Source organism: Arthrobacter sp. TB 26 (assembly GCF_000427315.1).
In the GTDB taxonomy this organism is placed as follows: Bacteria; Actinomycetota; Actinomycetes; order Actinomycetales; family Micrococcaceae; genus Arthrobacter.
In genome coordinates this window covers 5,003-23,947 of sequence record NZ_AUPJ01000158.1, presented here as the reverse complement: position 1 = coordinate 23,947, position 18,945 = coordinate 5,003, and the positions used below count along the sequence as shown (strand labels likewise).

Below are 18,945 nucleotides of genomic sequence, written 5' to 3'. Positions count from 1 at the left end.
CCCGCCGTTCTTGCTTAATCCCCTAGAAAAGGCAGGACGATGGGCCGCCGCCGGCTATTCCGGCCCGGCCCCAGAACGCACAAGCATCGCTTCGAGGTCCGACGCCGGGACGGGCCGGCCGAAGTAGTAGCCCTGGCCGCTCGCGCAGCCCAGCCGGATCAGCTCGGCCGCCTGCTCAGCCGTCTCGATGCCCTCGGCAACAGCCTTCAGCCCGCAGGCGTGGATGAGGTGCAGCACCGCCTCGACGAAGTTGCTCTGCTCCACGTCGGTGCCCAGCCCGTCGATCAGGCTCTTGTCGATCTTGACCACGTTGACCGGCAGTTTCCGCAAGTAACTGATGGACGAGTACCCGGTTCCGAAGTCGTCGATTTCCAGCTGGACGCCCAGGCGCCGCAGCCCGCTCAGGGAGTACTTGTCCACATCCCCGCCGTTGACGGCCATGGACTCCGTCAACTCCACGATGAGGTTGGCGGCGTCCACTCCAGTTTCGCGGAGGATGTCGCGGACGTGTTCGATCAGGTCGAGGTTTTGCAGTTCAGTGGTTGAGATGTTGACTCGGACGTTGAATTTCCCGTCCACGTGCAGTTCCTGCTGCCAGTGCCGCAGCTGGCGCACTGCGTTCTTCAACACCCAGTGGCCGAGGTCGACGATCATCCCTGTCTCTTCGGCCAGCGGGATGAACGAATCGGGCATCAGGAGTCCGCGTTCCGGGTGGTTCCAGCGCACCAGCGCCTCAACGCCTTCAATCCTGCCGGTGGCCAGTTCCACGACCGGCTGGTAATGCAGTGTGAGCTGGTCCTGGCGGATCGCCTCGCGCATCTCAGTGATCATGACGCTCTGCAGCCGGCGGGCATAGAGCAACGCCGGCTCGAACACCTTGATGCTGCTGTGCGGCTGGGCCTTGGCCGCGTACATCGCCGTGTCAGCTTCCATGACAAGATCATCGACCGACTGCCCTGGCTCGGCCACCCGCAGTCCGATGCTGGTGCCGCAGGTAATACGCAGGTCCCCGATCTCCAGGCTCTCGCCGAGGGCCTTGAGGATCCTGTTGGCGACCCGCCGGGCCCGGACCAGGTTCGACTTCGGAAGCATGACGGCGAACTCGTCGCCGCCGAGGCGGGCGACGGTGTCCGTCTCCCGGACGGCATTCTGGAGCCGTCGCGAGATCACGCGGAGGACGTCGTCGCCGGCGCTGTGTCCCAGCGTGTCGTTGATGCCTTTGAACGAGTCGAGATCCAGGACCAGCAGCGCCGGCGGCATTTCGCCCCGGGACGTCTCGGCAAGTGCGTGGCTGAGGACGGAGTTGAGCGCGGTCCTGTTGGCCAGCTGCGTCAGCGGGTCCGTCAGGGCCATCCGCTCCAGCTCGACCTGGGCGTCCCGCAACATCGCCGTTCGGCTTTCGACGCGCTCTTCAAGTTCCTGGTAAATGGTCTGCAGGTCGTCAGCCATCAGGTTAATCCCGGCAATGACCGCGGCGACGTCGTCCCTGGCACCGGAGTGGGGAATCCTGGTCGTCAGGTCACCGCCCGCTATCCGGACGATGCCTTCGACGAGGGCGTGCAGCCTGGGGTCCGGAGGATCATTCTTCACTCGTGTACTGCCCTAACCAATCAGTGGCCTCAGCCTCGGACGTGAAGAACCGCGCCGGGATGGACTCGGTCTTCGACCGCAGCAGGTAGTGCGCAATCACCCGGTCGACCGGGCTTTCGCCGACGAGCGCAAACGCGGACGCCGCGATCGAGGTGGAGTAGACGTGCCGTGCCTCGACGCTGACACCCACGACGCCCGTGATGACCAGCAGCACCGGCATGCGCCGGCCGTTCGCCAGGGCGCGGACCATGGCGCCGGCTGCCCGCGCCTCGGGACCGGCAATTTCCCCGTTGGCGGGAAGCACGACCTCGATGATGCCGCCGTCGAGCATCCGGACACCGATCGGTGAACCCGCGGGCGTCACCGCTGCCGCACGAACAGCTCCCGCAGACTCGTCTGGCATGCGCTCATCGGGCCCGGCAAGGGCATCGACGCTCACCGGACAGCAATTCGACGACGGCGGTCAGTTGACCCGCGGAGGTCCCGGTTAAGCCGGCGGTCGCCATGGTACAGAATGGTCTCCCAGTCGACTTCCTCGGCTGTCTTCTCAACCACGAGACTCTCCTTTGCTTTCTTGGGCCGCGGACTGACGTACAGCCAGTTGACCATACCGAGGAACACATCCACCACAGAGTTGCGCACGCCGATGTAGGCCCGGATTGCCCCGGCCGCCAGGACGGCGTTCAGCGAGGCGAATGCCACGTTGCCCCAGTTTCCCAGCTGGGCGTCACGCCAGACGGTCAAGAGGGAGAATGCGACGATCGCGTAGGGGGTGAGGACGTAGATGGCCGGGGCTGCCGTGCGGTCCTTGACCTTGGGTGTGCGGGCGAACGGAATCTTGTCGCCGGTGACGGCCTGCTGCAGCGACTTGAGTACGCCGGCAAGGTTCACCGGAAGCAGCACCAGGTTGAAGCCGTAGATCCGCAGGATGTCGCTGAAGCGGTGCCCGCAGTCCCGCAGATCGCTGCCCATGGCCAGAAAGTAGGGCAGGGCGGCAAGGAAGACGATGGGGCTCAGCAGCCGGCTGTCGTAGGGGTAGGCCAACAGGAAGAGCAGGCCGAAGCTCGCCCAGGCGATGGATGCCATGTAGTTAACGCGCAGGAGGACTTCCCGGAAAAGGATCTTGCGGCGGTCGGAACGGCTCTGGAGGAGCTGGGCCCAAAGCTTGGGCAGGATCAGCAGGCCGCCGTTGGCCCAGCGGCGGCGCTGGACCACCAGCGAGCCGAAGTCAGGCGGTGTGGCGCTGTAGCTGAGGCGCTCCGGGTAGTTCACGAGGGTCCAGCCGTGCTGGCCGAGGTCGATGCTGGATTCTGTGTCCTCGATGACCGTGCGGTCCTGGATGTACGTCCGGATTTCGAAGGCCCCGTTGGTCTCGACTTCAACAATGTCTTCAAGGGCGCGCTTGCGGATGACGGCATTCGCGCCGACCCAGAAAGTGGCCCCGTAGTAGGTCATTCCCTGGTGGAGGATGTGCTGCAGGTCGGTAGTGGCCCCGGCGACACGCTCGATCCGGGTGGGCGCCCCGCGGAAAGAGGAGTACGGAGTCTGGGTCACGGCGACCTGTTCGTTGCCGGCCGATTCCAGGAAGTAGACCAGGCGGAGGCAGTAGTCGCGCAGAAGGAGCGAGTCGGCGTCGAGGGTCAGGAGGTAGGTGGTATCCGGGAAATCCAGGATCCGGTCGGTGCCTTCAAATTCCGCGTCGCGCTCGACTTTGCGCAGGACCACGCCGTCGGCGGTGGTCTCTTCCCGCCAGGAGTGTCCCATCAGGGAAATGTAGGCATTGAGGTTCATCGCCTTGTTGGCCTCGTGGGAGAGGCTCGCGTACTTCTTCCGCTCGAACGTTTCGGTGGAGACGTTGAAGATCCAGGTCAGGCGGAGGTACAGCTCTTCGCACCGGGACCAGGATGGCGAGGTCTTCTGCGCCAGGGCTGCGTTCAGGCCGACGAGGACGAGCCGCAGTTCGCGGGCCAGACCCATGAGGACAAGGTCCACGAAGAACTCGTCGACGTGGTCCTCCACCTGCTCGCCGGCTGCCATTGCCTCCAGCCAATCGGCGGCGGCCTCATACTCGGCGATCAGCGATGCCAGCTCGGCGGGTTCGTTCCGGGGGTCCGTCTTGGCCCGGCGACGGGCGTCCGCCAGGGCGGCGTTGAACCGGGCCGCGGGAACGCTCATCGCAGCGGAGATTTCTGCCGTCAGCGCCCGGGTTTTTTCCAGCTTGGCGAGGTCCCCTGGGTCCGTGGGGTTGGGCGGATCGTCGACCAGCAGCACAACTTTGAGATCGGGAAATTCCTGCAGGGCTGCGGACCACAGCGTGGCCCGCACCACTTGGGGCTCTTCGGCATAGGAGGGGACCAGCACCGTAATGCCTTCGGCATATTCGGCGAAGTGGCGATCCAATTCTCCGCGCGGAACCCGGGAATGGTCCCGGAATCGATAAAGGGCACCTTGCCGGGCCATCAAGTACATGAGCGCCGAAAATGTCAGGAATGTTACGACAATCAGATACGAGACCGTCTCAAATTGGAACCTGAACCCGGCATTCGGGTTGTTGGCCAGCTCCCGCAGAATGGTCGAAATGACGTAGCTGACCCACGCGAGCAGGGTCGTAAGAATTCCCAGCCGGCCGAGAATTATCTTCCGGCGTGACGGCCGCGGATGAACGATCGAAAGCGGCTCGGAGCGCCTTTCGGCCCCCCACTGGCGGCGGCGCACCAAGTCTTTTTGCCCGGTGGAGACGCTTTCTGCGCCAGGGCGCGGCAAGACTAGCTGATCAGACATTGGTCCCCATAGACTGCAAAGTCGCTGTTTGAGCGTGCGCATATGTAACACAGCGCCCGGCGCACCGGAATGTTCCAGTGAGTGCCCTTAGGATAATGCAAGGTCAGACCGTTGCCGGACATCAGACACTCCGGAATATGACGCGCTGATCCTGATGGCCGGCGTGTGCCCGGCGGTTCACAATAAAGTCATAAGGGGGCCCTGTGTCCGCAAGATTCCCAGGCCGTAAATTGTCGCTCGTCCGGCTGGGTGTTCTCACCGGTGTCGTCGTGGCGTTCACCACCGGCGGCGTGACCGCGTGGGGCAACTTCAAGGACGGCAGGGCAGCCCAGGCTATTCCGTCCATTTTTTCCGGATATGTGGACGTTACGGCGACTCCACGTTACGCCTTCGAGGACCCGGTATCCAAGGAAGCGGAGAAAGTACTGCTCTCCTTCATCGTGTCGGACGCCGATGATGCCTGCACGCCGAGCTGGGGCGCCGCCTATTCCCTCGACGGGGCAGGGTCTGCCTTGGACCTGGACCGGCGGGTCGCACGGCTCCAGCAGCTGGGCGGGACCGTTTCGGTTTCCTTCGGCGGCCTTATCAACAACGAACTGGCCACCGGTTGCACTGACCCGGGCAAGCTGGAGGCCGCGTACCGCGCCGTGGTGGAACGGTACAACGTCAGCAGCATCGATCTGGACATCGAGGGCGGGGCCCTCAGCGATGTCGTCTCCCTGGACCGGCGTGCGGCAGCGGTAGCGGCACTCCAGCAGGACCGCCGCGGGCGCGGGAAGGATCTCGAGGTCTGGCTGACCCTGCCGGCAGACCCCAACGGGTTGACGACGGCGGGCACCGACGCCGTGCGCCGGATGATCGCCTCGGGCGCCGATCTCGCCGGGGTGAACATCATGACGATGGACTACGGCGGAAGCCGGCTCCCTGACCGTTCGATGTACGAAAATGCTGTCTCCGCAGCCGAGGCCACCCACCGGCAGCTCACCAGCCTCTACCGGGACGCCGGCAGCGAATTGGGCAGCGAGACCGTGTGGCGCAAGATCGGGCTGACGCCGATGATCGGCCAGAACGACATTGCCGGTGAAATCTTCACGCTCAGGGACGCGGAGGAACTCAGCGGATACGCGAGCGCCAAGGGCGTCGGCAGGCTGTCCATGTGGTCCCTGAACCGTGACCGGACCTGCAGCCCCAACTACCCCGATGTGAAAAAGGTGTCCGACGGCTGCAGCGGCGTCGAGCAGGGCGCAGCCTCGTTCGCCACCATCCTGGGCGCCGGCGTCGCAGCTTCCCCGGGCGCAACCGGGAGCACGGCAACCCCGCCGGAGTCATCGGTACAGCCCCCCCGGGCACCCGCCGTCGCCGATGACCCCTCCACCAGCCCGTATCCGGTCTGGAACGAAGGCACTGCCTACACAACCGGCGAGCGGATCGTCTGGCACTCCAACGTCTACGAGGCCAAGTGGTGGACCCGGAATGAAGCCCCGGACAACCCCGTACTCCAGGGGGCAGCAACCCCCTGGCGGATCATCGGCCCGGTACTGCCCGGCGACCGGCCGACCCCGCAGCTCACCGCCCCCGCCGGCATCGCGCCGCAGTGGGAGCCTGCCAAGGTCTACCGAAAGGGCGACCGCGTGCTCTTCGAGGGCCGGGTTTACGAAGCAAAGTGGTGGACCCAGACGGACAGCCCCGAGGCTGCGATGCAGGGTGCACCCGAGTCGCCGTGGACCAAGCTGCGCGATGAGGAGCTGTTGAAGCTGATGGCGGCGGCGTCCGCAACCCCCGGGCCGACGCCGACCCCGTAAAAAGCAGCACACGCCGCCCAGCCCGGGGCCCTGCGGGCAGTTGTCCCCATGGCCCCGGGCTATGACCTGCGGTAGCGTGCCTCTCATTGCTGGTTGAACCTTCGACCGGTTCGAACCGAAGGTCTCAGACGTGCCAGAATCTGCAGTGATACCTGCGACAACCACCTACCGGATGACCAGCCTCGCCTGGGCGTTGGCCGTGCAGAGCGCCACGGAAACGCTGCGGCCCGAAGCCGGCGTGCACCCGGCGGACGTCAGTTCCGGACAAGGTGCCGCCGTGCTTGCGGCGCTGGACGAACCGACCCGGGCTGGAATCGCCCGCGAGCTGAACACCGCCGGGATCACGGACTCCACCGGAAGTATCCGGCCGCAGTGGCTGGAGGCGCTGGGCCAGGCTGCCACAGCGCCGATCCGGCTGAGTCTGGCGTCACGCTCCGGCGGCGTCTCAACGCATTGCCGGGTGAACCTCTTCGAGGGCCGGGGGCTCGCCGTCGAATTTACCCGCCCGGTCGCCACAGCCGCGGACGGAAGGGTCGCCGCGGCCAGCGTCGCCGACGTCGTCACCGTCACCCTGCTGCCCGAGGCGGTCCTGTGGCCAGTGATGGCCCGGTCGATGCCCCCGTTCCCGGAACTGACTGCGGGGGCAGGAAGCCCGGACACCGGCTCCGGTCCGGTTCCCGGGCGCGNGGAAGGCCACGCTCTCGGCAGCCGACGTTGCCGCCCTGGCCCGCGGCGGGACCGCCGATGTTCCGCCAGGCGTCGCAGCCGCCGTCGCCGCGGCGAAAGCCACGGTCTACCTGGATGTGCAGTGCGGGGCAGCCGGCACCGGTTTGCCGTACCGCGCGTGCGGGGTCTGGGCGCTGTCCGACAGCTTGTATTCCGTCCGCACCTCCGGGCCGGCCACGGCACGCCGCCTGCTAATGGTGGAAACGGCGAGCGGCGACATCGCCCGCCAGCTTGTCTGGCACACCACCGGTGCCCACGATTTCCTGGCCCGCCGCACCAGCGCGGAGCCGACGTCATGAGCCTGCACGGAATGGACCTGGAACAAGGTGAGCATCTTGCCAAGGAACTCACGCGTGCGAGCCAGCGCTTCGCGCAGCTGAGCGGGCAATTGACGCCGCATATCGCTGCCGCGCCCTGGCGGGGGCCCGACGGCGAGCAGTTCCGCAGCGACTGGAAGGCCCACAGCAGGATGCTGCTGGCCACCTCGGACGCGTTGCGGGCAGCCTCTGACGCCGTACGGGAAAATGTCCGCCAGCAACAGGACGCCAGCTCCGGACACACGGGTGCCGGCGACCTGTGGGACGGAACCGGTGGAATCATCGACACCGTCGGCGGCGCCGTCGGCAATGGCCTGGGCTGGCTGGCACACCAGGCCTCCGGGGCAGTATCCAATCTGGGTGACGCGGGCGGCGACGTGGCTGGCGGGCTGGGCGACCTGGGCGGCCTGGGCTGGGATTTCCTCAGCACGGGCGAGCCGCCGTCGATCACCGAACTGCTCGCAGGCGGAACGGGACTGCTGGCCGCCGGGGTGAACGCGGGCGTCGCCCTGTCCACCGGCGGTCTCATCCACCCGCACATCCTCGATGACGGTTCGCCGGTGGCGGGTGACCCGCAACCCGTGGGCGTCGGTTCGGACCCGGCGCGGGACGGCCACCGCAGCACCCCCGTGCCCAGCAGCCTCGCGCAGCTCATGGGAGGAGTCACGGCGGCCTACGACGACGGCGGCAAGGCCGGGACGCCCGATGCGGCAATTCGAATTACGGCCGTGGACAAGGGCAACGGGCCGGCGTACATCGTGACTATCCCGGGTACCTCGGAGTGGAACGTTCGCTCGGGCTCCAACCCCATGGATACCGTGGGGAATTTGTCCTCCGCGGCCGGCAACATGTCGACGGCTTCGCAGGCCGTCGAGATGGCGATGCGGCAGGCCGGGATTCCAAGTGGCGCGCCGGTCATGCTGGTGGGGCACTCGCAGGGCGGGATGACTGCCGCCAACCTTGCGGCTGACCCGGAATTCCGGAGCCGCTTCAACGTCACCAACGTCATGACCTACGGCTCCCCGATCGACTCGACCCGCATCCCCAGCGACGTGAAGACGCTCGCGTTGCAGCACCCGTTCGACGTCGTTCCCCGCCTGGATCTTGGCAACTCAAAGCCCGGAGGCCCCGGGCCGCTTCCCTGGGAAAGCAGTAACAGCGCCACCGTCGTCACCCTCCCCAGCCCGCCCGGCTCCGGAATGGGCGACGTTGTGGGCAATCACGACTACAACGCTTACGTCGCATCCGTCGATGCTAACGAATCGTCCGGTGCGCTTGCGGCTTACCGGAATGACCCGTCAACTCAAGCGTTCCTCACGGCTGAACCCAGCCAGGTCCGGTCAACAACGTCCGGCATCGGCCGAAAAGAATAGAGTCGGAAAATGCGAATAATCTTCACCGTACTGACCGTGGGTCTGCTGGCGATGGTCTTGGCGGGGTGCGGGGCAAAACCGGGAACCTCGGACACTGACTATGCTGCCAAGTACAAAGCGGCGGTCGAGTCGCTGGCTCACGTGGCCACGGTGGACGCCAGCTACAAGTCCTCCGGCGGCATGGGCCGCAGCGGGGATGTCTTTCTGCACGCTGACACCTCGGACCGGGAGACGATGATGGGCGTGCTCCGGGCTGCCTTCCCGGCGATCGTGGACGCCGCAGCCGGCGACCCGGAAGTGAACCTCGCGATCCAGGTGATTTCTGCCGATGGAGCGTCGGCTGTCTCGCCCGCCGATCTTGGGTATTCCGGGACCGGGTCTTTGAGCAGTTACCGGACGTTCCTCGGCAAGTAGGCGTTTTCGGGGACACAGTTCCGGGGGCGCGGATCCGGTCAGCGCGCCGCCGCCGCCCGGGCCTGCCTGACGGCGGACCGCTGTTCCCCCACCCGTTGGGCCACTACCAGGCCCACGGCGGCTGCCCCGATCGTGATGGGGTATCCCATCAGCCGCTCGAGGGTGCCGGGCTCGGGCACGTCCATCCCCGTCACACCGCCAGTGATGAGGGCACCGAGCGACACGAGCCCGGAGGCGAGGATGAACCAGCCCAGTGGCGTCTGCCGGAGCCACAGCCAGCCCAGCACCACCAGCGCCAGGGCCCCTGCGGCGAAGTACATGATGGCGCCCACCGCGTGCCACCGGGAGCCCGCGTCCTCGGGGACCAGCCCCACCAGCACGGTTCCGGCACCGGCGACGGCGGTGAAGGCGCGTGCGGCGATGGCAGCCGCCCACGGAATCCGGGTGGCCGGCAGCAGCGTGAACCGTACACCTGGCCGCGCTGCCGTGCACAACAGCACGGCACTGAGCAGCAGCGCCCCGACCATCATCCCGATGCCCTGGACCACAAACGAGGCGTTCATCACCACGTGCGCCGGCGAGCAGACGTCCCGGCCGTCGAAACCCCCGCAGCCCACGGCACCCAGATCACTGATGTAACCCGTCCGGCGGCTGTACGGCTGCTGCCCCGTCCACGCACCGATCACGGCGGCCTCCGCGACGAAGTACTGCAGCACGCTGAGCAGTGCCAGGGCGCCGGCGAAGAACCGGGTGGACGGCAGGTCAGGGAAGTAGACGATGTCCTTGGACGGCGAATCAGCTGGGGCGGTCATGCCAAGAGCGTAGTACGGCGCCTCACCTTGTATGCTTATACCCGTGTCCAAACGGGCCGGCCCGCGGCCGGCCGGCACGGACGCCCGCCCTCGTAGCTCAGTGGATAGAGCACGGCTCTCCTAAAGCCGGTGTCGTTGGTTCGATTCCAATCGAGGGCACTTGAACCCCCAGTCCCCGGGCGACGCTCCGGCCTTCGATCTCCGCGCCTACCTTCTGGGCAGCTGGACCGTGGACCGGACCCTGCTGGACAGGTCCACCGGCAACCGGGGAACCTTCACCGGCGTCGTCCGCTTCACCGCAATGGACGACGGCGGCCTGCGGTTCCGCGAAGACGGCACCGTTGCCTGGGCGTCCGTCCCTGGCGGACCGGCCGGCACACCGTTCACCGGCCCTGCCAGCCGGGAGTACCTGCTGCGGCCCACAGGCGCGCCGGACACGATGGACATGCTCTTTCCCGACGGCCGCCCGTTCCACCGCATGGGCTTCGGCCCGCAGAACAGCCACGACCAACACTGGTGCGACCCCGACAGCTACCGTGTGAGCTACACCAGGACCGGACCGGACGACTTCCGCTACGAGTGGGACGTCACCGGGCCGGCCAAGGACCAGCTGCTCACGTCGTTCCTGCGCCGCACCGCGGACCCCGCATGATGAACCCGCTCATTGTCGTCTCCGCCGTCTGTGTCTTCGACGAGGCAGGACGGCTCCTCACTGTCCGCAAGCGGGGTACGGACAAGTTCATGCATCCCGGCGGCAAACCCGAGGCGGGCGAGACGGCCGCCCAGGCGGCCGCGCGGGAACTGGCCGAAGAGGTCGGGATCGTCCTCGCTGCCGACAAGCTCGTATTCCTCGGAATCTGGTACGCGGACGCCGCCAATGAGGCCGCGACGCAGATCCAGGCCACGGTCTTCACGGCACCGGGCGTGTGGCAGGCCCGTCCCGCCGCGGAAATCGCCGAGATCCGCTGGCTGGACCTCGCCGGGGAACTGCCGCACGACCTCGCCCCGCTGCTCACCGACCATGTGCTGCCGGCCCTCGCGGGCCCGGCCGGTTAGGGCCGGCCCGGTTAGAGCCCGGGAACGGCGTCTTCCGCGACGGCGCTGGCTTCGCTGAACTGGGTCCGGTACAGCTCGGCATACCGGCCCTCGGCGGCCAGCAGCTCGGTGTGCGTTCCGCGCTCCACGATCCTGCCGTCCTCGACCACCAGGATGGCGTCGGCGGCCCGGATGGTGGAGAGACGGTGCGCAATCACGACGGCGGTGCGGCCCTCGAGTGCGGCGCCGAGCGCCTCCTGGACAGCGGCTTCGTTGGTGGAGTCCAGGGCCGCGGTGGCCTCGTCCAGGATCACGACGCGCGGCTGTGCGATGAGCAGGCGGGCGATGGTGAGGCGCTGGCGTTCGCCGCCGGAAAGCCGGTAGCCGCGCTCCCCCACCACCGTGTCCAGGCCGTCCGGGAGCGAGCGGATCATGTCTTCCAGCCGGGCCTGCCGCAGGACATCCCACATGAGCTCGTCGCTGGCGTCCGGGCGGGCCAGGCGCAGGTTGGAGGCGATGCTCTCGTGGAACAGGTGCCCGTCCTGGGTCACCATGCCGAGGGTGTGCCGCATGGAATCGAAGGTGAGGTCACGGACGTCCACCCCGGCCCCGGGCACGGCGCCGCCGAAGCGGACCGCACCGGAATCGACGTCGTACAGTCGCGACAGCAGCTGCGCGATGGTGGACTTGCCGGCGCCCGAGGAGCCCACCAGGGCGACCGTCTGGCCGGGTTCGACCCGGAAACTGATGCCGTGCAGCACCTCTTCGCCGCCGCGGGTGTCGAGGGTGGACACGTCCTCCAGCGAGGCGAGCGAGACCTTGTCCGCCGACGGGTAGGAGAAGCGGACGTCGTCGAACTCCACGGACAGCGGCCCGGCAGGGGACGACACCGCGTCGGGCTTCTGCTGGATGAGCGGCTTGAGGTCCAGGATCTCGAAGACCCGCTCGAAGCTGACCAGGGCGCTCATGATCTCGACCCGGGCGTTGGAGAGCGCTGTGAGCGGCGCGTAGAGGCGGGTCAGCAGCAGTGCCAGCACCACGACGTCGCCCGCGGCCAGCTGCCCCTGCAGTGCCAGGAAGCCGCCGAGGCCGTAGACCAGGGCGAGGGCCAGCGCCGAGACCAGCGTCAGGGCGGTCACGAAGGTGAACTGCAGCATCGCCGTCCGGATGCCGATGTCCCGGACGCGTCCCGCGCGGAGCGCAAACTCGCGGGATTCCTCGTCGGGGCGGCCGAAGAGCTTCACCAGGGTGGCGCCGGGGGCCGAGAACCGCTCGGTCATCTGGGTGCCCATGGAGGCGTTGTGCTCGGCGGCTTCGCGGCGCAGGTCGGCCAGTTTGGAGCCCATCCGGCGGGCCGGGATCAGGAAGATCGGCAGCAGGATCATGGCGAGCACGGTGATGAGCCAGGACTTGCCCAGCATCACCACGAGGGTCAGGGCGAGGGCCACGACGTTGCTGACCACGCCGGACAGGGTCCCGGCGAAGGCCGACTGGGCGCCAATCACGTCGTTGTTGAGCCGGCTCACGAGCGCCCCGGTGCGCGTGCGGGTGAAGAAGGCGATCGGCATCTTCTGGACGTGGTCAAAGACCTTGGTGCGGAGGTCGACAATCACGCCCTCACCGATGGTGGAGGACAGCCAGCGCGTGACGAGTCCCAGCCCGGCCTCGGCGACTGCCACGATCGCGATCAGCACGGCCAGCCAGACCACAACCTCGGTGGCCGCGCCGGCGATGATCGCGTCAACCACCTGCCCGGCGAGGACCGGGGTGGCGACGGCCAGCACGGCCATCACGATCGACAGCAGCACAAAGGCGATCAGTTGCGCCTTGTGCGGCCGGGCGAAGCCGAAGACACGTTTGAGCGTCTCCTTCGAGAACGGCTTGGAGCCGCTTGAGGCGCGCGTGATGTTGTAGAGGGAGCTCCAGGCTACCCGGTCCATGCTCATGTGTTGGTGCCTTTCGCGGCGGTGTGGCCCAGCAGTTCGGTGACGACGCCGCTGTCCACGTTCCAGCGCGCGTCGAGGCGGACGTTTTCCAGCAGCCGGCGGTCGTGCGTGACCAGCAGCAGGGCGCCCTCATAGCTGTCCAGGGCTTCTTCGAGTTGTTCGATCGCGGGGAGGTCCAGGTGGTTGGTGGGCTCGTCGAGCACCAGGAGGTTCACGCCGCGGGCCTGCAGCAGGGCCAGTGCGGCCCGGGTCCGCTCCCCCGGCGACAGGGAATCCACCGGGCGCGAGGTGTGGTCCGCCTTGAGGCCGAACTTGGCCAGCAGGGTCCGGACTTCGGCCGGGGTCTGGTCCGTCAGCACGGCTTCGACGGCGTCTGCCAGTTTCAACCCGCCGGCCAGCAGCCCGCGGGCCTGGTCGATCTCGCCGACCGCCACGGAGGCACCCATGGAGGCGTCGCCGGAATCCGGCCGCTGGGTGCCCAGCAGCAGGCGGAGCAGCGTGGATTTGCCGGCGCCGTTGGGGCCGGTGATGCCGATCCGTTCCCCGGCATTGAGCTGCAGGTTCACCGGCCCGAGGGTGAAGTCCCCCTGATGGACGACGGCGTCGCGGAGCGTCGCCACGACGGCACTCGAACGGGGCGCCTGTCCAATGCTGAACTGCAGCTGCCACTCCTTGCGGGGCTCCTCGACCTCTTCGAGCCGGGCGATGCGGGATTCCATCTGGCGGACCTTCTGGCCCTGCTTCTCAGAGGACTCCGTACTGGCCGCACGCCGGATCTTGTCATTGTCCGGATTCTTCTTCATGGCGTTCCGGACACCCTGGGAACTCCACTCGCGCTGGGTGCGGGCACGGGAGACGAGATCGGCCTTGGTGTTGGCAAACTCTTCGTAGCGTTCGCGGGCATGCCGGCGCGCCACGGACCGTTCCTCAAGGTAGGCCTCGTAGCCGCCGTCGTAGACCGCCACGGAGTTCTGCGCGAGGTCCAGTTCCACGATGGTGCTCACGCACCGGGCGAGGAACTCACGGTCATGGGAGACCAGCACAACGCCGCCGCGGAGGCCCTGCACGAAGGACTCGAGCTTGGCCAGTCCGTTGAGGTCAAGGTCGTTCGTCGGTTCGTCCAGGAGCACGATGTCGAAGCGGCTCAGCAGCAGCGCCGCGAGCGCCACACGGGCCGCCTGCCCGCCGGACAGCCCGGTCATTTCGGCGTCCTGGCCCACCTCGAGGCCGAGGTCCGCCAAGACCGGCGGCACCCGTTCCTCCAGGTCCGCGGCGCCGGACGCCATCCAGCGGTCGAACGCGAGGGAGTACGCGTCATCGGAGCCCGGGGCGCCGCTGCCAAGAGCCTCCGCCGCGGACTCCATGTCCGCGGTGGCCTGGGCACAGCCGGTACGCCGCGCGATGTAACCGCCCACCGTTTCGCCGCCGATCCGTTCATGTTCCTGCGGGAGCCAGCCCACGAACGCGTCTGCCGGGGCCAGGCTGACGGTTCCTTCCTGCGGCACGTCGACGCCGGCGAGCAGCCGGAGCAGGGTGGACTTGCCCGCGCCGTTGGCGCCCACGACGCCGACGACGTCGCCCGGCGCGACGGTCAGGGAGAGTTTGGAGAAGAGTGTGCGGTGGTCGTGTCCACCGGAGAGGTCCTTGGCAACAAGGGTTGCAGTCATTAGTCCATTCTCTCACCGCGGCCCACAACGGCCAGCCAGCGGCCGTCCGGGCGGCGAGCGGCCGCCGGGCATTAAAAAGAACCCGCTGGTCCGGACTTGGGGGGTGTACGGACCAGCGGGCTCGAGCATTTAGCATAGTTGAATCAGCACCTCCGGTAAAATCAATGCAGTCCCCGCTCCGCCGAACCCCAGAAGCCGCACTTCCATTCGACTCCGCAGGAAGCCATAGATGCCCTTACCCGCCAAGGCGTTTCAACTCTGGCTCCATGTCGTTGCTCCCACTGCAAGCACGGCCGACATCTGCAGGATCTCCGGGATCAAGCGCACCACGCTCGCCCAGCAGCTGGTCCGCGGAAAAGTCGCGGAAACCACCCTGGTCAGCATCAGCCGCGCGCTGGGACGCAGCCCGCTGGAAGACCTCAGCTCGTTCGACAGCTATGCGGGACTGGCCGGTCAGCCGCAGCCGCCGACCGCGGCCGAACTGGTCAGCCAGATCGCGACCATGGACTTGCTGCGCGCGGTCATTTCCCGCTCGTCCCCGGCGTACGGCGGCTACGGGGACGACGGCAGCTCGTTGACGCCGGCGCTTGGGCCGGCTCCGCACGCCACGTCGGTCCGGAACTGGGTGGACGCGATCGACGACGGCGAATTGCGGCACCGGGTTTCGGCCGCCACCGGCGTCGCACCGCAGAACTATTCGGCCCAGCTGACCGCGAACAGGCTCTCCCCGGAGCTGGCGGTCGCGACCGCACGCGCCGCGGGCGTAGGATTCACAGGCGGACTGGTGGCTACGGGCCTGCTGACGGAGACCGAGGCCGGCTGGGCTCCGGAGGCAAAGCAGGCCGCCCTGGACGCCCTCTCCGATGGCGAACTCACGGCCTTGGCCGGCGAGCGTTTGCAGTCGCTCGGCAGGACCCTGCGCCGCCAGGAGCAGGAACATGAACAAACAAAAAAGATATGGGAGAACCTCGGATGATCGCGATCCTGCAGTGGACCACTCTGGCGGTCTGCGCCCTCGTCGCGGTCGCGCGGATCCCGAGTGCCCTCCGGGGCGAGAACCGGTCGATTTTCGGCATCTTCGCCCTCTCGACGTTTGCGATCATGTTGAGCATCAGCACCATCTACCTTGTCGTGGATGCGTGGCTCGGGGCCGAGAACTACGCGAACCTCATCCTCCGGTTCCTCATTTACGGCGTGGTCCTCCTGGCCGGCTACAAGATTGCCAAGGGCTTCGGCGCCCAGCGCAGCATGTGGTTCATTGTCGGTCCGGTCGGTCGCACGGTGCTTGCCCTCGTGGTGATCGCGACCGTGGTGCCGTTCCTCCTTGCCAACACAACAGGAAGCTCTACGGGATTGGGGACCCTGTCGGACCAAAGCGACAGAAACGTCGAGCTCATTAGGCTCTACACAGTGGCTGGCAGGTTCTACCCTTCCTATATCGCCGCGTGCCTTCTGCCAGCCACCATCAGAACTGTGCGGAGCAGGCTGCCGAAGCTGCCCAGGATCGGGGCCGCCGTCCTCGCCCTAGGCGCCTGCGCCATGATTCTCCTGTCATTCAGTGAGCTTCTGCCGCGTCCCCTGGCCTACTTGCAGTACTTCATTAGCTCCACCGCCGTTCTTGGCCTTGTCTTAGGGCTCGCGCTGATGTGGCTCGGCCGCGTGCTGGCAACGAAGCGCCCAGCGCGCACGTAGGCCCTTCGCTCTGGCGATGCCGGGCGTTTTGGAAGCCGGCCGCCCTGGGCACAAGTACAACCAAAGATATTGGCGTTTTCCTGCTCTCCACGACTGCCATTCTTCTCAGCATCGACGTCACCTACAGGGCCTACGTGGCGGCATCCATCCTGCCCGCAACCTTCCTGGCCATCGGTCAACGGCTGCCCAAAGCGATCCGGATCGTTGCACTCCTGCTGACCATCGCGTTCGCGGCCATGGCATTCGGCTCCTTCTACCCCTTGATCCCGCCCGAAGCCGGATATGTGGAAGCCATCATCAACTACACCTCTGTGTTGTGTCTTGCGCTGGGCCTCGCTTTCGTCTGGATCTCCAGCCTGATGGCTAAGCGTGCGTCCCGTCATCAGCCGCTATTTTTCCGGCTGTCGAAGATAGTGGTCAGGAAGACGCCCAAGGCGCACACTGACTTGACCGGATACTGACTGTGAACTGAGCAGCGGAACGACTTGGGAGAATCCTGATGATGGCAATCCTGGAGTGGGTGACTCTGGCGGTGTGCTGCGCAGCCCTTCTCCTCAGGGTGCCGGACGCTCTGCGGGGCCGGAACAGAACCGTTTTCGGAATCCTCCTGCTGGCGACCCTGTGCAGCCTGCTCGCCGTCTCCGAACTCTACGCAATAATTGACGGCGCCCTGGGCGGATGGGGTGCCACGAGCCTGATCCTGCGCTTTCTTGTCTTCGCAACTGTCCTGCTGGTCGGTCTTCGCGTCACTCGGGGTCTCGGCGCAGCAAGTGGCTACAAGCTCATCTCCGGGGGAACTGGCCGTTGGGCGTTGGGGCTTAGCTGCCTGGCCGTGACGGTGACGTTCTTTCTCGTGCATGTGTACGGGACACCGGCGGGGCTGAAGGCGGCGTCGGCGGGCGGCGGCTGGAACTCTGCCCTCGCGCCCCTCTACGCCGCTGCCGGCCGCACGTACCCCGCCTACGTCTCGCTCATCCTGATGCCTCCCCTGCTGGCGGCCCTCAGGACCCGACTCCCGCATCTGGTCCGGGCCGGCGCCCTGTTGGTCCTGCTGGGCGCCAGCTTCGCAGCCATGAGCCTTCCGGCCTCTTTGGCCCCGTCCAGCTGGGCTGATGCACAGCACTTCGTCAACTACGCAGCCGTCCTGGGCTACGTCGCGGGCCTTGCCGTCTTCTGGTTCTCCGGGCTGATTGCGAACCCATCTGGTAACGCTAAGGCAACATTAAGCAACAACCCCGACTAGGCATTCACAAAATCATTAGATCGTGAGAGAATCATGAATGTGTGAAAGCGGCAGTCGCTTCGTGAACGGGAACAATCCGTGCGGAGCCGAGGCAGCCGCCCAAGCGCCATTGGGGGGATGAGTGGTAGCGGTCCGGCTGGACCGCTCCCACTCAGCCTGTTTAACCCGCCAATTTTCCCGTTGACCGGGCCACGGTCCTCAGCGCACAAACCTCAACGTCACCAGCTGGAAGGGCCGCAGCGCCAGTTCCGCCGAGGCCCCCTCAAATGTCACGCCCGGCGCAGCCGCCGGCCGCTCCAGCAAATCCACCGTCTGGACGTTGCTGACGCCAAAGTCGGCCCTCACACTGCCCGCGGACCGCTCACCCAGCGATTCGTAGATGCGCACAATCACGTCGCCGGATCCGTCCTCCGCGAGCTTCACGGCCTCCACCACCAGGCCCGGGTTGGAAACTCTAAGGAGCGGTTCGACCCCGTGGGCCCCTTTGAGCACCCGCGGAGCCAGGTTCGTGCGATACCCCTCTTCCACGGCGTCGGCGATGCTGGCGCCGGGCCGGATGGTGACCTGCAGTTCGTGCCGGCCGCGGTCCGCACCGGGGTCCGGGAACCTGGGCGCACGCAGCAGCGAGAGCCGCACCGTGGTGGTCGTACCGCCGTCCTCCTCCCGGATGTTCCGGGTGACATCATGGCCGTACGTCGACGAGTTGGAAACGGCCACCCCGTAGCCGGGTTCGGCGACGTGGATCCAGCGGTGGGCGCAGATCTCGAACTTCGCGGCTTCCCAGGAGGTGTTGAGGTGCGTCGGCCGGAACACGTGGCCGAACTGGGTCTCCGACGCTGAGCGGTCCGCCCGGACGTCGAGTCCGAATCCCAGCTTGAGCAGCTTTTCGCTTTCCTGCCAGTCCACCGCCGTCGAAATCGCCAACGACCCGGCGCCCGCCGCCAGCGATATCCGCTGGGTGACAGGCGAGGAACCGGCCAGCCGCTCCACGACGACGACGGCGTCCCTTCCGCCGGACTCCACCACCGTCACTGAGCGCGCGCCGGTCAAGGGGACGACATTGCGGCGATAGAAGGCGTCGATGTCCCACGCGTCCCATTCGTTGGGGGTGTCCCGGTGAAGCTCGAGCAGGTTGCCGAACTGCCCGGGAGCAATCGCATCACGACCGCTCGCATAGTCGACCAGGGATGCCAGCAGACCGTCGGCGTTGATGACCGCCCGGATGATTCCGTTGTCCAGGATGTAGCCGCCAGCGGCTTCGGTGGCCAGCACCGGCTGCCCGGCGAAGACCGGCTCGGCCGCGGCGAGCGCGGGGACGCCATGGCGCCCGTGCGGGGCGGCATTGAGCAGGAAGTCAGTGTCCCCGGCGCCCAGCAGCGCCCCGGCTGCGTTGGCGATGATCGCCTCGAGTTGCTCTCCGACGGCGGCGTAGTTCCGCTCGGCGTCCTGGTGCACCCAGGCGATGGAGCTGCCGGGCAGGATGTCATGGAACTGTTGCAGCAGGACCAGTCGCCAGAGCCGCGTGAGTTCGGCCGCCGGGTACGGGT

The 18,945-nt window shown here is 66.9% G+C and carries 15 protein-coding genes, 1 tRNA gene and 1 pseudogene (1 of these 17 running past the window's edge); 10 read left to right on the top strand and 7 right to left on the bottom strand.

The features are described 5' to 3' along the window. Window positions 1–54: 54 nt before the first annotated feature. From K789_RS0105395 to K789_RS0105385, 3 genes are read right to left on the bottom strand one after another with little or no spacing between them, the layout of a single operon-like run. Window positions 55–1,590, bottom strand: a complete 1,536-nt coding sequence (locus tag K789_RS0105395) for a putative bifunctional diguanylate cyclase/phosphodiesterase (RefSeq protein ID WP_024365868.1) — start codon at window positions 1,588–1,590, stop codon at window positions 55–57. Beyond that, window positions 1,580–1,993 (bottom strand): STAS/SEC14 domain-containing protein, encoded by a 414-nt coding sequence (locus tag K789_RS0105390; protein WP_128081567.1) that lies wholly within the window; start codon window positions 1,991–1,993, stop codon window positions 1,580–1,582. Before K789_RS0105390 ends, K789_RS0105395 begins: the two co-directional genes overlap by 11 nt. A gap of 32 nt (window positions 1,994–2,025) precedes the next feature. Then, window positions 2,026–4,371: a glycosyltransferase family 2 protein gene (locus K789_RS0105385; protein WP_029704555.1), complete on the bottom strand. Its 2,346-nt coding sequence runs from the start codon at window positions 4,369–4,371 to the stop codon at window positions 2,026–2,028. Window positions 4,372–4,574: 203 nt separating this feature from the next. Between K789_RS0105385 and K789_RS25335 the strand changes: the two genes are divergently transcribed. The 3 genes from K789_RS25335 to K789_RS0105360 all read left to right on the top strand — a co-directional run bounded on the left by K789_RS25335 (window position 4,575) and on the right by K789_RS0105360 (window position 9,003). Beyond that, on the top strand, window positions 4,575–6,173 hold the full coding sequence (locus tag K789_RS25335) for a chitinase (RefSeq protein WP_024365865.1): 1,599 nt from the start codon (window positions 4,575–4,577) through the stop codon (window positions 6,171–6,173). Window positions 6,174–6,303: 130 nt separating this feature from the next. Next, entirely contained in the window at window positions 6,304–8,589 is a 2,286-nt protein-coding gene (locus K789_RS26655; protein ID WP_128081566.1) for a WXG100 family type VII secretion target, read from the top strand. A 9-nt stretch (window positions 8,590–8,598) separates the two neighbouring features. Beyond that, complete coding sequence (locus K789_RS0105360; RefSeq protein ID WP_024365861.1) at window positions 8,599–9,003, top strand: hypothetical protein; 405 nt, start codon at window positions 8,599–8,601, stop codon at window positions 9,001–9,003. 38 nt (window positions 9,004–9,041) lie between these two features. Here the strand turns inward: K789_RS0105360 and K789_RS0105355 are convergent, their stop codons facing one another. Next, window positions 9,042–9,815 carry a DUF998 domain-containing protein gene (locus K789_RS0105355; protein ID WP_024365860.1) on the bottom strand — a complete coding sequence of 258 codons (774 nt, stop codon included), beginning with the start codon at window positions 9,813–9,815 and terminating at the stop codon, window positions 9,042–9,044. A gap of 86 nt (window positions 9,816–9,901) precedes the next feature. Between K789_RS0105355 and K789_RS0105350 the strand changes: the two genes are divergently transcribed. The 3 genes from K789_RS0105350 (at window position 9,902) to K789_RS0105340 (ending at window position 10,871) form a co-directional block, all read left to right on the top strand. Beyond that, window positions 9,902–9,974 (top strand) — tRNA-Arg (locus K789_RS0105350). Window position 9,975: 1 nt separating this feature from the next. Further along, window positions 9,976–10,467 carry a DUF6314 family protein gene (locus tag K789_RS0105345; protein ID WP_024365859.1) on the top strand — a complete coding sequence of 164 codons (492 nt, stop codon included), beginning with the start codon at window positions 9,976–9,978 and terminating at the stop codon, window positions 10,465–10,467. Next, window positions 10,467–10,871, top strand: coding sequence for an NUDIX hydrolase (locus K789_RS0105340; RefSeq protein WP_024365858.1), 405 nt, complete (start codon window positions 10,467–10,469; stop codon window positions 10,869–10,871). The genes K789_RS0105345 and K789_RS0105340 overlap by 1 nt, the downstream gene beginning before the upstream one ends. An 11-nt stretch (window positions 10,872–10,882) precedes the next feature. On the opposite strand, the gene K789_RS0105335 is transcribed toward K789_RS0105340, so the two are convergent. Further along, a complete protein-coding gene (locus K789_RS0105335; RefSeq protein ID WP_024365857.1) occupies window positions 10,883–12,796 on the bottom strand; it encodes an ABC transporter ATP-binding protein in 1,914 nt (637 codons plus the stop codon). Beyond that, window positions 12,793–14,463 (bottom strand): ABC-F family ATP-binding cassette domain-containing protein, encoded by a 1,671-nt coding sequence (locus tag K789_RS0105330; RefSeq protein ID WP_024365856.1) that lies wholly within the window; start codon window positions 14,461–14,463, stop codon window positions 12,793–12,795. Before K789_RS0105330 ends, K789_RS0105335 begins: the two co-directional genes overlap by 4 nt. A 229-nt stretch (window positions 14,464–14,692) precedes the next feature. Here K789_RS0105330 and K789_RS0105325 point away from each other — a divergent pair, with 229 nt between their 5' ends. From K789_RS0105325 to K789_RS0105310, 4 genes are all read left to right on the top strand, one after another. Continuing rightward, window positions 14,693–15,439 (top strand): hypothetical protein, encoded by a 747-nt coding sequence (locus K789_RS0105325; RefSeq protein WP_024365855.1) that lies wholly within the window; start codon window positions 14,693–14,695, stop codon window positions 15,437–15,439. After that, a complete protein-coding gene (locus tag K789_RS0105320) occupies window positions 15,421–16,155 on the top strand; it encodes a hypothetical protein (RefSeq protein ID WP_237739523.1) in 735 nt (244 codons plus the stop codon). The genes K789_RS0105325 and K789_RS0105320 overlap by 19 nt, the downstream gene beginning before the upstream one ends. Before the next feature lie 134 nt (window positions 16,156–16,289). Next, a complete protein-coding gene (locus K789_RS24990) occupies window positions 16,290–16,616 on the top strand; it encodes a hypothetical protein (RefSeq protein WP_128081565.1) in 327 nt (108 codons plus the stop codon). A 38-nt stretch (window positions 16,617–16,654) separates the two neighbouring features. After that, complete coding sequence (locus K789_RS0105310) at window positions 16,655–17,398, top strand: hypothetical protein (RefSeq protein ID WP_024365852.1); 744 nt, start codon at window positions 16,655–16,657, stop codon at window positions 17,396–17,398. Between the two features lie 198 nt (window positions 17,399–17,596). Here the strand turns inward: K789_RS0105310 and K789_RS22380 are convergent. Further along, a pseudogene (locus tag K789_RS22380) lies at window positions 17,597–18,945 on the bottom strand (alpha-mannosidase) (it continues 1,682 nt past the right edge of the window).

What these genes read in the sequence shown, in the direction of transcription:
- K789_RS0105310 (WP_024365852.1), top strand. Translation starts at nt 16,655, where the DNA reads ATGATGGCAATCCTGGAGTGGGTGACTCTGGCGGTGTGCTGCGCAGCC.
- K789_RS0105325 (WP_024365855.1), top strand. Translation starts at nt 14,693, where the DNA reads ATGCCCTTACCCGCCAAGGCGTTTCAACTCTGGCTCCATGTCGTTGCT.
- K789_RS0105335 (WP_024365857.1), bottom strand. Translation starts at nt 12,796, where the DNA reads ATGAGCATGGACCGGGTAGCCTGGAGCTCCCTCTACAACATCACGCGC.
- K789_RS0105330 (WP_024365856.1), bottom strand. Translation starts at nt 14,463, where the DNA reads ATGACTGCAACCCTTGTTGCCAAGGACCTCTCCGGTGGACACGACCAC.
- K789_RS0105320 (WP_237739523.1), top strand. Translation starts at nt 15,421, where the DNA reads ATGGGAGAACCTCGGATGATCGCGATCCTGCAGTGGACCACTCTGGCG.
- K789_RS0105390 (WP_128081567.1), bottom strand. Translation starts at nt 1,993, where the DNA reads ATGCCAGACGAGTCTGCGGGAGCTGTTCGTGCGGCAGCGGTGACGCCC.
- K789_RS0105360 (WP_024365861.1), top strand. Translation starts at nt 8,599, where the DNA reads ATGCGAATAATCTTCACCGTACTGACCGTGGGTCTGCTGGCGATGGTC.
- K789_RS0105385 (WP_029704555.1), bottom strand. Translation starts at nt 4,371, where the DNA reads ATGTCTGATCAGCTAGTCTTGCCGCGCCCTGGCGCAGAAAGCGTCTCC.
- K789_RS0105355 (WP_024365860.1), bottom strand. Translation starts at nt 9,815, where the DNA reads ATGACCGCCCCAGCTGATTCGCCGTCCAAGGACATCGTCTACTTCCCT.
- K789_RS0105340 (WP_024365858.1), top strand. Translation starts at nt 10,467, where the DNA reads ATGAACCCGCTCATTGTCGTCTCCGCCGTCTGTGTCTTCGACGAGGCA.